Origin of the sequence: Dysgonomonas sp. 216 (assembly GCF_010501065.1) — a bacterium.
Lineage (GTDB): Bacteria > Bacteroidota > Bacteroidia > Bacteroidales > Dysgonomonadaceae > QVMM01.
This window is the reverse complement of sequence record NZ_QVMM01000008.1, coordinates 17,757-30,796: the sequence shown is the minus strand read 5'-3', so window position 1 is coordinate 30,796 and position 13,040 is coordinate 17,757. Positions and strand designations below refer to the sequence as shown.

Genomic DNA, 13,040 nt, shown 5'->3' with positions numbered 1-13,040 from the left:
AAAGCAAATAAAAAAGCAAACTTTTCAGACGATACCATCTCTTCGATTGGGGGGAGGATAAATAGTAAATAGTTGATTGGTAAAGGTAAAGAAGTTGAGAAACGAGTTTTTTTGTAGCATCAATGCATTATATATAAATAGTATACATAAAATAAACAGTCCTTCTGTTGCTCTTATTTATAATTAATATAAATAAAGGTGTATTTGTTGTGATGGATTGCTGTAAAATTGCCATCTTTGCACTGTCAAAAAGTAAAACAAGAAAACCTGTTATAAAGATGGTTCTTTCTGATTTAAAGACTGGGGAAAAGGGTATTATAGTAAAGGTGAATGGGAGTGGAGCATTCCGTAAACGTATTCTTGAGATGGGATTCATTAAAGGAAAAACGGTGACTGTAATATTAAATGCCCCATTAAAAGATCCTATTAAATACAAAATAATGGATTATGAGGTTTCGCTTCGTAGAAGTGAATCTCAACTAATTGAAGTGATATATCCTGAGGATGCTGTTATAAATAAAATAGAACAAGAAAGTTTATTTAGCCGTTCATCTTCTCGGGAAGAACACTTGGTTTCAAAGAAAAACATTAATGGATCGAAGGAAATAAAGGTTGCCTTAGTCGGAAATCCTAATGCCGGAAAAACTTCGTTATTCAATATCGCATCGGGAGCACACGAACATGTAGGTAATTATAGCGGTGTAACCGTCGATTCGAAAGAAGGTATATTCAAGCATAAAGGGTATAAGTTTACTATTGTAGATTTGCCCGGAACTTATTCCATATCGGCATATACACCAGAAGAGCTTTATGTGCGAAAGTTTATTGTAGAAGAAAAACCCGATGTAATAATAAATGTAGTAGCAGCCTCAAATTTAGAACGTAATCTGTATCTTACAACAGAGCTTATTGATATGATGGTGCCGATGGTTATCGACCTGAATATGTATGATGAGTTGCTGGAAAGCGGCAGCGAATTAGATTACATTAAATTATCAGAACTTATTGGTATACCTATAGTCCCTACAGTAAGTAAAACCGGAATGGGGATTCCTGAATTATTTGATGCTGTTATACGTGTGTATGAAGATATTGATCCCGTAGTTAAACGTGTACGTATATACTACGGCAATACTTTGGAAAATGCGATCAGCCGTCTGAATATAGAGTTGGATAAACATTCTAATGGGTTATTGGAGTTCCCTCAGAGGTATGTCTCGATAAAGCTTCTGGAAAAAGATTCGGATATAGAACATTATGTGAAAAATCTGAATAATGGGGGCAAAATAATAGACATAAGTAATGCCGAAATAAAAGATATAGAAGAAACATTAAAAGAAGATACGGAGTCGGTTATTACAAATGCTCGTTACGGATATATAACCGGAGCCCTGAAAGAAACGTTGAAGGAAAAACTAAAACAATCGGAGCTAACCCGTAATCTTGATACAATTGTTACCCATAGGTATTGGGGGTTTCCATTGTTCTTCCTCTTTATGTGGGTTATGTTCGAATGTACCTTTATTCTTGGTGGATATCCGATGGAATGGATAGAAGGCGGGGTTGCTTGGCTGTCGGAAACATTGAAGGGGGCTATGCCTAGTGGCATGTTGAAAGATTTACTTGTTGACGGAATTATAGGTGGAGTAGGAGGCGTTATTGTTTTTCTTCCCAATATTATGATATTGTACGCGTTTATTTCGTTTATGGAAGACTCGGGGTATATGGCTCGCGCAGCTTTTATAATGGATAAGGTAATGCATAAAATGGGGCTTCACGGAAAATCGTTCATCCCGTTGATTATGGGTTTTGGTTGCAATGTTCCGGCCATTATGGCTACCCGTACAATTGAGAGCCGTAGCAGCAGAATGATAACTATGCTGGTAAATCCGTTTATGTCGTGTAGCGCCCGATTGCCTGTTTATATATTGTTTATTGGAGTATTTTTTGAAAAGCATGCAGGGTTAGTGTTGTTTGGGCTCTATATTTTCGGAATATTATTGGCCGTAATTTCTGCACGAATATTCAAAAAATTTCTTTTTAAGAAAGAAGATACGCCTTTTGTAATGGAGCTTCCGCCATATCGCATGCCAACCCTTCGGTCGGTTATTATACATATGTGGGATAAAGCTCGCCAGTATTTACGCAAGATGGGAGGTGTTATTCTTATCGCATCTATTATAATATGGTTTCTCGGATATTTCCCATTAGATAAGGAGCGTGAACAGTTGTATGAAAACCACTTAACTGTGATTGAAAACGAGTATGTGCAAAAGCTTATTAACGAAGAACAGAAAGAGGAGCGGATTAGTGAACTAGAAGTTAATTACAGCATAGAAAAACAGGAAAATTCGTATATCGGACGTATCGGTAAATTTATAGAACCTATAATGGCACCCTTAGGTTTCGATTGGAAAATAAGTATCAGTTTGGTTACAGGTATGGCGGCAAAAGAGGTTGTTGTGAGCACGCTAGGTGTATTATATACAGGGAACCCCGATAGTACCGATTCATTACCCGATCGTTTATTAAGTGATACCCATTCTGATGGAAGCTCTACTTTTACACCATTAGTTGTAATATCGTTTCTTTTATTTGTTCTTATTTATTTTCCTTGTGTGGCTACCATCGCCGCAATAAAGGAAGAATCGGGATCGTGGAAATGGGGCATGTTTAGTATTGTGTACACTACTTTATTGGCATGGTGTATATCGTTTGTAGTGTATCAGTTAGGTAGTTTGTTTATTCAATAAATCAGCATGAGGAGTGAACTCTTTCCTCTCGTTTTTGTTTAATATTTAAATAAAGCACATTAATTAAATAAGGAGTTTAACGGTATGGTACAAGAAATAATAGTTGGCATTATTGGTATTGTTGTGCTGGGCATAGTGTTATACCATGTGTACAATTTCTTTTTTGTAAGAAGTCAATCTAAGGCAGGTAACTGTGGCTGTGTGAGTTGTCACTGTAGCGTGTCGAAAAATGTGAAAATAAGAAGTTGATTGTTTGCACAACTCAAAAGTTTGTGCTATATTTGATATAGAAAATAAGCTTGATGAATGAAATAAAAGTCGTGCTGATCGATTGGGAAACTCATCAATTAATAAAAAGCACCGAGACAAGCTTAGCGATTCCAATGGCGGGTCACATCCTTCGGGATTGTCTTTCGAGGCACAGTGAATTACAAAGGACCGCGGCACTCAAATCCTGTTTTTAGGAGTTTCGGCTTTATCTATCGGTACGACTTTCTTATATAACCGACTTCGGAAACGAGGTCGGTTTTTTATTGTTTTCACTCTTTTATTAAAGATGCTCTATTTGGTAGATAATTATTTAGTATCAGAACATTATTATCAGTTTTATTGTTTAAAAAATATAGAAGTGAGAATAAAAAAACAATTATTTATGGAGGAGGGAAAAAACAACAAAGATAAAAATGCTTTTGAGCAGGTTAATAAAAGTTTGCTGAACGAGAAAGATATAATAAAACCAAAAGAAGCAACAGAAAAAGAAGTTGAAGAAGCAAATGATAGAATTAATATAGATAAAAATCTTAGCGATAGGGGATAATCTATTTAACGAATAATAAACGGGCTACTATTAAAATATCAATAGTAGCCCGTTTTTGTATGCCTTAATAAGAATCTTGTTTGCTTTACTTAACTTCATTATTTTATATTTTGCGTTCATTCCTGTATCTTTGTACTTTCAATCTCTATGATTATGAATTTAAAAAATATTTGCGCTGTTTTTCTTTCGGGGTGTTTTTTAGCTTGTTCGTGTGGAAACAAAACCACGACAGGTAAACCCGAAGCACCGATAAGTTATCAGAAAATATCGCCTGATTTTAATGCCGACAGTGCTTACAGTTATGTCGACAAACAGGTTTCTTTCGGTCCGCGTGTGCCTAATACTAAAGAACATGTTGAATGTGGAGACTATCTGGTAACTGAACTAAAACGTTTCGGTGCAGATGTAATAGAGCAAAGAGTAGACCTGAAGGCCTATGATGAAACTGTAATGAAAGCACGCAACATTATAGGTTCGTATAATAAAGATAATGATGTGCGTGTTCTTTTGTTTGCACATTGGGATACGCGTCCTGTATCGGATCGTGATCCAAACCCCGATAATCATAGAAACCCTGTTTTAGGAGCGAACGATGGAGCCAGTGGCGTAGGAGTTTTACTTGAGGTTGCGCGTGTGCTTCAACAACAATTGCCATCGGTAGGTGTTGATATTATATTTTTTGATGCCGAAGATAATGGAGTTCCTGAGTTTATGGACGATGTTCCCGGCAATTGGTGGTGTTTGGGATCTCAGCATTGGTCTAAGAATCCTCACGTATCGGGGTATAGTGCAAGATATGGTATTCTATTGGATATGGTTGGTGCTCCCGATGCTACATTCTTAAAAGAAGAATTTTCGATGTATTACGCGTCGGAAGTAATAGAAAAGATTTGGAGCACTGCACGTATGTTAGGATATGGAAAACATTTTGTCGACAAAAAAGGCGGAGCAATAATGGACGATCATATACCGGTAAATACTAATTTGAATGTTCCCAGTATAGATATTATACAATACGACAAAAGCACCTCTTCGGGTTTTGGGTGGTATTGGCATACTCAAAATGATGATATGAGCAATATTAGCAAAGCAACTTTGAAAGCCGTAGGGCAAACAGTATTAGAGGTTGTTTATAAAGAAAAATAATAAGAAGATAACAATGAAAACAATAAATGAAGTTCAGGACGAGATAATTGAAGAATTTTCGATTTTTGATGATTGGATGGATAAGTATGCCTTACTTATCGAATTGGGAAATTCGCTCGGAAAACTGGACGATAAGTATAAGAACGAAACCAATCTGATAGAAGGTTGCCAAAGCCGCGTGTGGTTGCAAGCCGATTTTGTAGACGGACGTATTGTGTTTAAAGCCGAAAGCGATGCTGTTATTGTTAAAGGTATCATAGCTTTGCTTATAAGAGTGTTGTCGGATAGAACTCCGGACGAGATTATTGATGCTGATTTGTATTTTATCGATAAAATAGGGTTAAAAGAAAATCTATCGCCAACGCGCTCGAATGGCTTGTTGTCGATGGTTAAGCAAATAAAGTTTTATGCAATGGCATATAAAGCTAAAAATAACGGATAAATGAAACTAACATTTAATTCTAGGGCATTTCTCCTTTTTATAATAATATTAGTAATAGAAGTTATTATCGCTTTATTTGTAAAAGACGACATAATACGTCCGTATGTGGGCGATATATTGGTGGTAATGTTGATGTTCTATTTTGTGAGGTCTTTTATAAATACCAAGTTCAGATATATTGTTGTGGGTGTATTGCTGTTTGCTTACCTTATCGAGTTTTTCCAATATTTGGGAATGGTCGATATTTTAGGCGTAGCAGATAATCCTTTTTTACGTACGGTTTTGGGTAGTACCTTTAGTTGGGGCGATATAGCATGTTACTCAATAGGTGCGCTTATTTGTTATTTCATAGAAAGGGAATCAGATACTTGATTAAAGCTCGGAAAATAGAACTTTTAGCTCCTGCCAAAAATTTGGAATGTGGTATTGAGGCTGTAAATCATGGTGCCGATGCAATTTATATTGGGGCACCTAGGTTTAGTGCGCGCGCTGCAGTAGGCAATACAATCGACGATATTGCCGAACTGGTTAAATATGCGCATTTATTTAATGTAAAAGTATATGTTGCGTTAAATACTATATTGAAGGATGAAGAACTGCCCGAAGCAGAACTTTTAATATGGAAGTTATACAAAGTGGGAATAGATGCTCTTATAATTCAGGATATGGGCATAACTATGCTCAATTTGCCTCCTATTCCACTTCATGCAAGTACACAGATAGATAACAGAAGCCCCGAAAAAGCAAAATTTTTGGAAGATGCGGGCTTTTCGCAGATTGTATTAGCGCGCGAGTTAGGACTTGATGAGATAAGGAATATATCAGGAAAAGTATCTACGCCTCTCGAATTTTTTATACATGGAGCTTTGTGTGTTTCGTATAGTGGGCAGTGTTATTTAAGCGAAGCCTTATCCGGGCGTAGTGCTAATCGTGGAACATGTGCCCAATTTTGTCGATTGCCTTACACTTTGGCCGATTCGGACGGAAAGGTAATAAAAGATAAAAAGCACTTGCTTTCGCTCAAAGATCTTAATTTATCCGATAGGCTTGAGGATTTATTGGATGCAGGTGTCAGCTCGTTAAAAATAGAGGGCCGTTTAAAAGATTTGCCTTATGTGAAGAATATTGTGGCATTTTACAGGCAAAAACTAGATTCTATAATAAACAGGCGTCCCGAATATCAGCGTTCGTCTTCGGGTACGTGTTCATATACATTTACTCCCGATGCCGAAAAGAGTTTTAACCGGGGATTTACACGGTATTTTATAGACGGAAGGGCTGATGATATTTGGTCGGTAGATTCGCCTAAATCGATAGGAGAACCAATAGGTAGGGTGAAAAGTGTCTTCGATCGTTTCTTTGTTTTGTCCGGCACTAAAAAACTGAATAATGGTGATGGGCTATGTTATCTGGATGATAATAAGGAACTGAGAGGTGTGAGGGTAAATCGTATTGATGGCGAAAAAATATTTCCGGCCGAGCAGCATCTCAAATTAAAGCAAGGAACCTTTTTGTACCGTAATTTCGATCACGAGTTTGATAAAGTACTTTCTCGAAAATCGGCGGAACGAAAAATTAATGTCGAAATAAGCCTAAGAGAAGTTGAATTCGGTTTCGTTCTGGAAGCCATGGATGAGGATTTTAATAGTGTATCTTTGGTATTCGATCAAAAAAAAGAAATAGCTCAGAAAGACCAGTCCGAAAATTTGAAAAGTAATCTTAGCCGCACCGGCAATACTGTATTTAATGTAAGTAAAGTAGATATAAATATTTCGCAGAATTGGTTTATCCCGGCATCACAAGTTGCCGATTGGAGACGGGCAATAACTGAGCGTTTGATGCAAGTAAGAAATTTAGCTTACCGAAATAAAGAGCCGAAGTTCGAGCAAACCTATCATGTTTTCCCCGAAAAAGAAATTACATATCTGGGTAATGTAATGAATAATAAAAGTAGGTTATTCTACGAACAACATCAATCGGTAGTTGTAGAACCTGCATTTGAGAGAAAACATAGAGATTTGGTTCCTCTCATGTTTTCGCGTCATTGCATTAAATATTCGTTAGGAATATGCCCTAGGGTACATAAAGATAATACAAAGTTAAAGGAACCTTTGTTCTTGTTATATAATGATACTCGTTTACAGCTTGTTTTTGATTGTAAAGAGTGTGAAATGAAAGTGATAAAGAATGCATGATTTGAAAAATTGACTGGAAAAAAGTTATTTAAAAATCAATTTTTCAAAAAAAATGCTACACTTGTTTTGATTTTTCTGTTATAATAATTAATTATTGACTATTTTTGCACCGCAAATTTATAACTATCTAGTTTTTTATCCATGAACAAAATTGTAGGCAAAGAGTATTTTTCTCAGAATGTTGTTAAGTTGGAGGTTGAAGCACCCTTAATAGCCAGAAGCCGTAAGGCCGGACACTTTGTAATTGTAAAAGTGGGTCCTAAAGGAGAGCGTATACCATTAACTATAGCCAGCTCTAATATAGAAAAGGGAACAATAACTCTTGTTATTCAGAATGTTGGTAAATCGTCAAAAAAGATATGTGATCTTGAAGTAGGCGATTATGTTACGGATTTAGTTGGTCCGTTAGGTAAAGCAACTCATATCGAAAATTTTGGAACAGTGGTATGTGCTGCCGGAGGTGTTGGTATTGCGCCTATGTTGCCTATTATCGAAGCTATGAAGAAGGCAGGAAATAAAGTGGTATCGGTGCTTGCTGCCCGTACAAAAGATCTTGTTATACTTGAAGAACAAGTTGCCGAATATTCGGACGAAGTTATTGTTATGACCGACGACGGATCGTATGGTTATAAAGGCCTTGTTACTAATGGTATTGAAATGGTTATTAATCGCGAAAAGGTTGATATGTGTGTAACCATAGGACCTGCCATAATGATGAAGTTTGTTTCGTTACTTACTAAAAAATATAATGTGCCTACTATTTCGTCGCTTAATACAATAATGGTTGACGGAACAGGAATGTGTGGAGCTTGTCGCGTAACTGTAGGAGGAAAAACTAAGTTTGTTTGTGTAGACGGCCCTGAATTTGATGCTCATGAGGTAGATTTTGATGAAATGCTCATGCGTTTAAAGGCATATAATTAAAAAGAATCTGTTAAAAGCTGAAAGTAGTAAAAAATGACACAACTAGAGTATATAAAAGAAAAACGTGGCGAAGCTTGGAGGGACGAGTTGCGTAAAAGCATGAAGGCAAAAGAACGCTCTGATATTCAAAGGGTTCATATGCCGGAACTTGATCCTGAAGTTAGAAGCCGTAGTTTAAAAGATGAAGTAAATACAGGTTTATCGGTAGAAAATGCAATGACAGAGGCTAAACGTTGCCTCGATTGTGCAAATCCTACATGTGTGAGCGGTTGCCCTGTAGAAATTAATATACCCGGATTTATAAAGAATATCGAAAGAGGTGAGTTTCTTGAAGCTGCAAAGACTTTGAAAGAGACTAGTGCGTTGCCAGCCGTTTGCGGTCGGGTGTGCCCTCAGGAGAAACAATGTGAGGCCAAGTGTATATATATTCAGAAAATGGGAAAAGAGGCTGTTGCAATTGGTTATTTGGAACGTTTTGCAGCCGATTACGAGCGTAATTGTGGTCAGATTTCGATTCCCGAAATAAAAAAACGCAATGGAATAAAAATAGCAACAGTGGGATCGGGACCTGCAGGATTATCGTTTGCGGGCGATATGATTAAGCGGGGATACGATGTTACAGTTTTCGAAGCATTGCACGAAATTGGTGGCGTATTGAAATACGGTATACCCGAATTTCGTTTGCCGAACGAAATTGTTGATGTTGAAATAGATTCTCTTTCGAAAATGGGTGTGAAATTCGAAAAGAACTGTATTGTTGGAAAAACTATCAGTTACGAGGAATTACAATCCGAAGGCTTTAAAGGTATTTTTGTTGCCAGTGGTGCCGGACTACCTAATTTTATGAATATTCCGGGCGAGAATCTTATCAATGTAATGTCGGCTAACGAATTTCTTACACGTGTAAACCTTATGGATGCATCGAGCGAAGACAGCGACACTCCTGTGAAAATGGGTAAAAAGGTAGCTGTTATCGGTGGAGGAAACACAGCGATGGATGCTGTACGTACCGCCCGTCGTTTAGGTGCCGACAGAGCTATGATTATATATCGCCGTTCCGAAGAGGAAATGCCTGCCCGTTTAGAGGAGGTAAAACATGCGAAGGAGGAAGGAGTAGAGTTTTTAACTTTGCACAATCCGTTGCTATACGAAGGCGATGAGCAAGGACGTGTTCAGAAAATGTTACTGCAAAGGATGGAGCTTGGCGAGCCTGACGCATCGGGTCGTCGTAAGCCTGTACCTGTTGAGGGTGCAACCGAATGGATAGATGTTGATCAGGTTATAGTAAGTGTTGGAGTATCTCCTAATCCACTTATACCTTCATCGTTTAAAGGTTTGGATGTTACTAAGTGGGGTACTGTAGTAATAAATCAAGATACAATGCAAACCGACTTGCCTGATGTATATGCAGGTGGTGATATTGTTCGTGGTGGAGCAACCGTTATCCTGGCAATGGGAGACGGGCGTAAAGCCGCCGCAGCTATGGCTGAAAAACTTTTCAATAAGTAATAATCATTCTTTCATTAAACAAGTAGGCAGCATCGGTTTTTATCGGTGCTGTTTTTTTTATACCGTTGACGGGATTAGTATATCAACCGTATTTGAAATTTTAGTATATTTAACCAATTATAAAGTAGTATATAGTATGACTACAAATAAGTTATTCGAGAATAATGCTATTGGGACTTTATACGAAAAAGCCGAGGCAAATGAGATAATAATGGACAGGCTCGAAATAAAAGTTCGGGAAGAGATTGTGTTCACAATATTGCAATTTAGCCCTATTGCAACCGATTTAAGAAAGATAATTACTTATCAGGATGTTACAACGAATTAGGAACGGATTGGTGATATATTGTTGAATATCACTCGTTTTTTAAGAGATACCGACATTAACCGTGAAGGATTTGGTGAGCTGAGAAAACAATTAAGACATGGCAATAAAAGATGATAAATTACATTTACTTATAGTAGATGATGAAGCCGACATAAGGGATATTCTTCAGTTTAATCTCGAAAATGAAGGATATGAAGTAGATATGGCAGAGTCGGCCGAACAAGCTTTAGAAACCCTATCCGACAAGCATAAGCTTATAATCCTTGATGTAATGATGGGAGGTATGTCGGGCTTCAGAATGGCCGAGAGATTAAGAAAATCGGGAAATGATACGCCTATCATATTTATAACGGCAAAAGATACCGAAAACGATATGCTTACAGGCTTTTCAATTGGGGCTGATGATTATATATCGAAACCTTTTTCGATAAAAGAGGTGATTGCCCGTGTCCGTAGCATTGTTAAACGGACTTATAAACCCGATGCTGCAGCTTCGAATTCTACAATAGAAGTAAATACATTACTTGTTGATTTGGATAAAAAAGAAGTGTTGATAGATGATAACATAATAGACCTTACAAAAACCGAATATGGTATATTATTATTGCTACTTGAAAACCAAAACCGGATATTTTCGCGAGAAGATATTTTGAATAAGGTGTGGACCGATGGCGAAATAGTGTTGGAGCGTACGGTTGATGTACATATCGCCCGCTTGAGAAAGAAATTGGGAAATTATGGCGATTGCATTGTTAACCGTACAGGTTATGGCTACACTTTTAATCAGGGAAAGTAAAGCCTGTTTTATCTATCAGATAGGTTATTCCGCTCATTGGAAAGTAGTTTACAACGATGGTTAAAATATTGGGAGAAACTGTCAGGTGTGTCAGGTTTTTTAGTTTACATGCTTTGTGGTATGCTATAAATAGGATTTAATTCTATATTGATAGGATAAGTGTATAAAAAGCGTTCTGTTAAATTTTTATTGTTATTACCGCACATTCATTGGGGACAGTTTCTGCGCAAAGCTATTAAATATAATGTGCAATATAGTATAATTAAAAAAATAATGAATCTGTCAGAACTGTCAGGTTTTTATCAAAAAGTGTGTTACAAGTTGTTATAATGAAGAAGAAGTTCTATAAAAGTAGAATAAGTAAAGATACAGCTATATGAAAATTACATATAAATTAAAACTGTTTTTAGGCTTTATAATTATATTCGGTCTATTTACTGTGGCAATAATTATTCTCGAACAGAAAGAAGAAAAAGATTATAGGGTTTATGCTAAAGAACAACAATTGGATAGCTATACCGAAGTTATTCATTCGCTATTAAATCAGGGTGGTGGAGTTTTATCTTTTTCGGCTGAAAGAATAGATAGTCTGGTAAAAGTCCTTCCCTCAGATTTGAGGATATCTGTTATCAGTGCCGAAGGGCAAGTATTTTACGATAAAGATATAGACGATATTTCGAAATTGGAAAACCACCTTAGCCGTCCCGAAATAAAGAAAGCTTTACATAAGAAGTATGGGTCTAATATAAGAATGTCGGCCTCCACCAATAAGGAATATTTATATTTTGCAAAGTTTTATTCGAACTACTATATAAGGGTGGCTTTACCTTACGATGTTGAAGTTAAAAGCGCTCTCGATCCCGGCCGAGTGTTTATATACATTGCCCTGATAATGTTTGTTATATGTGCAGTGTTACTCAATTTTATAGCAGGGCGTTTCAGTAGCTCAATCAATACTCTGAATAATTTTGTAAAGAGTATAAAAGATGGAAAATCTCTCCCGAAAGTAAATTTTCCGCATGATGAGCTTGGCGATATAGGGAAACAATTAGTAGTTATATTTAACCAGAAGGTTGAAAATGAACGCCGTTTAAAGTTGGAACAAGAAAAACTGATACAGCATTTTCATTTTTCGAAGGAAGGCTTATGTGTTTTTGATAAAGATCATCGAAAGATTTATGCAAACACAAAGTTTATGCAGTATCTGAATCTGATAACCGACTCTTTAACTTTTGATGCCAGTATTGTTTTTACAAGCGAAATATTTAAGCCTATTCAGGATTTTTTATCAGAAATAGCGAAGGGCGAAAGTCTGGAAAATAATAATTCGGTACAGGTTATGCAAAACGGACGGACATTTGATGTTCAGACGGTTGTATTTGAAGACAAATCGTTCGAGATTACAATAAAGGATGTTACCGAAGCAGAAAAAACAAGCCTGCTTAAACACGAGATGACAAGCAATATTGCGCACGAACTGCGCACTCCAATAACCAGTATTCGTGCATATTTGGAAACACTAAACGAACAGGATTTGCCTGTAGCAAAGCGGCAGACATTTATAAGCAGAGCTTACGGACAAATATTAAGACTTTCTACTTTGGTAGAAGATGTTAGTCTTGTAAGCAAAATGGATGAGGCAAGTACTTCTTTCCAAAAGGAGAAACAGAATGTTCCCCGCTTGATAGACGATGCCCGAATTAGCCTTGTAGATAAATTAGGGAAAAATAATGTGAAGGTTAATGTAATAATGGATGATAAGTTGGAAGTGGAAGGAAATTACACACTTCTGTATGCTGTGTTTCGCAACCTTATTGATAATACGCTCGACCATGCAGGTGCGGGAGTCGATATTTATGTCAATAATTACATGCAGGATTCCGACTATTTATATTTCTCGTATTACGACACGGGTAAAGGTGTTGAAGAAAAACATCTTAACCGATTATTCGAACGTTTTTATCGTGCCGATAAGGGGCGCACCAGAGAAACAGGAGGCACTGGGCTGGGATTGTCAATAGTAAAAAATGCCATACTTTTCCATAATGGGCAAATTCAGGTAAAAAATCATAAAGGAGGAGGATTGGAATTCTTATTTACCCTTAAAAAATAGAAAGAGAAGCAGGTATT

Annotated in this window: 11 protein-coding genes; all 11 read left to right on the top strand. The window is 36.9% G+C overall.

Going from position 1 to position 13,040, the window contains the following annotated elements; translation table 11 throughout:
- Positions 1-278 precede the first annotated feature (278 nt).
- The 11 genes from feoB to D0T53_RS06315 all read left to right on the top strand — a co-directional run bounded on the left by feoB (position 279) and on the right by D0T53_RS06315 (position 13,023).
- A complete protein-coding gene (gene feoB, locus D0T53_RS06365) occupies positions 279-2,753 on the top strand; it encodes a ferrous iron transport protein B (protein WP_163266227.1) in 2,475 nt (824 codons plus the stop codon).
- Positions 2,754-3,318: 565 nt separating this feature from the next.
- The gene (locus tag D0T53_RS06360; protein ID WP_163266225.1) at positions 3,319-3,570 is read left to right on the top strand and encodes a hypothetical protein; all 252 of its coding nucleotides are present in this window, start codon (positions 3,319-3,321) and stop codon (positions 3,568-3,570) included.
- A 147-nt stretch (positions 3,571-3,717) separates the two neighbouring features.
- On the top strand, positions 3,718-4,716 hold the full coding sequence (locus D0T53_RS06355; RefSeq protein WP_370457798.1) for a M28 family peptidase: 999 nt from the start codon (positions 3,718-3,720) through the stop codon (positions 4,714-4,716).
- Positions 4,717-4,729: 13 nt separating this feature from the next.
- Positions 4,730-5,158, top strand: a complete 429-nt coding sequence (locus tag D0T53_RS06350; RefSeq protein WP_163266221.1) for a SufE family protein — start codon at positions 4,730-4,732, stop codon at positions 5,156-5,158.
- A complete protein-coding gene (locus D0T53_RS06345) occupies positions 5,159-5,530 on the top strand; it encodes a DUF2809 domain-containing protein (RefSeq protein WP_163266219.1) in 372 nt (123 codons plus the stop codon).
- Positions 5,527-7,353, top strand: coding sequence for a U32 family peptidase (locus D0T53_RS06340; protein WP_163266217.1), 1,827 nt, complete (start codon positions 5,527-5,529; stop codon positions 7,351-7,353). Before D0T53_RS06345 ends, D0T53_RS06340 begins: the two co-directional genes overlap by 4 nt.
- A 141-nt stretch (positions 7,354-7,494) precedes the next feature.
- Positions 7,495-8,277, top strand: a complete 783-nt coding sequence (locus D0T53_RS06335; protein WP_163266215.1) for a sulfide/dihydroorotate dehydrogenase-like FAD/NAD-binding protein — start codon at positions 7,495-7,497, stop codon at positions 8,275-8,277.
- Between the two features lie 33 nt (positions 8,278-8,310).
- Complete coding sequence (gene gltA, locus D0T53_RS06330) at positions 8,311-9,786, top strand: NADPH-dependent glutamate synthase (RefSeq protein ID WP_163266213.1); 1,476 nt, start codon at positions 8,311-8,313, stop codon at positions 9,784-9,786.
- 136 nt (positions 9,787-9,922) lie between these two features.
- Positions 9,923-10,114, top strand: a complete 192-nt coding sequence (locus D0T53_RS06325; protein WP_163266212.1) for a hypothetical protein — start codon at positions 9,923-9,925, stop codon at positions 10,112-10,114.
- A gap of 97 nt (positions 10,115-10,211) precedes the next feature.
- On the top strand, positions 10,212-10,910 hold the full coding sequence (locus tag D0T53_RS06320; protein ID WP_163266210.1) for a response regulator transcription factor: 699 nt from the start codon (positions 10,212-10,214) through the stop codon (positions 10,908-10,910).
- A 376-nt stretch (positions 10,911-11,286) separates the two neighbouring features.
- On the top strand, positions 11,287-13,023 hold the full coding sequence (locus tag D0T53_RS06315; RefSeq protein ID WP_163266208.1) for an ATP-binding protein: 1,737 nt from the start codon (positions 11,287-11,289) through the stop codon (positions 13,021-13,023).
- Positions 13,024-13,040: the final 17 nt, after the last annotated feature.

What these genes read in the sequence shown, in the direction of transcription:
- feoB (WP_163266227.1), top strand. Translation starts at nt 279, where the DNA reads ATGGTTCTTTCTGATTTAAAGACTGGGGAAAAGGGTATTATAGTAAAG.
- D0T53_RS06355 (WP_370457798.1), top strand. Translation starts at nt 3,718, where the DNA reads ATGATTATGAATTTAAAAAATATTTGCGCTGTTTTTCTTTCGGGGTGT.
- D0T53_RS06350 (WP_163266221.1), top strand. Translation starts at nt 4,730, where the DNA reads ATGAAAACAATAAATGAAGTTCAGGACGAGATAATTGAAGAATTTTCG.
- D0T53_RS06345 (WP_163266219.1), top strand. Translation starts at nt 5,159, where the DNA reads ATGAAACTAACATTTAATTCTAGGGCATTTCTCCTTTTTATAATAATA.
- D0T53_RS06335 (WP_163266215.1), top strand. Translation starts at nt 7,495, where the DNA reads ATGAACAAAATTGTAGGCAAAGAGTATTTTTCTCAGAATGTTGTTAAG.
- gltA (WP_163266213.1), top strand. Translation starts at nt 8,311, where the DNA reads ATGACACAACTAGAGTATATAAAAGAAAAACGTGGCGAAGCTTGGAGG.
- D0T53_RS06325 (WP_163266212.1), top strand. Translation starts at nt 9,923, where the DNA reads ATGACTACAAATAAGTTATTCGAGAATAATGCTATTGGGACTTTATAC.
- D0T53_RS06320 (WP_163266210.1), top strand. Translation starts at nt 10,212, where the DNA reads ATGGCAATAAAAGATGATAAATTACATTTACTTATAGTAGATGATGAA.
- D0T53_RS06315 (WP_163266208.1), top strand. Translation starts at nt 11,287, where the DNA reads ATGAAAATTACATATAAATTAAAACTGTTTTTAGGCTTTATAATTATA.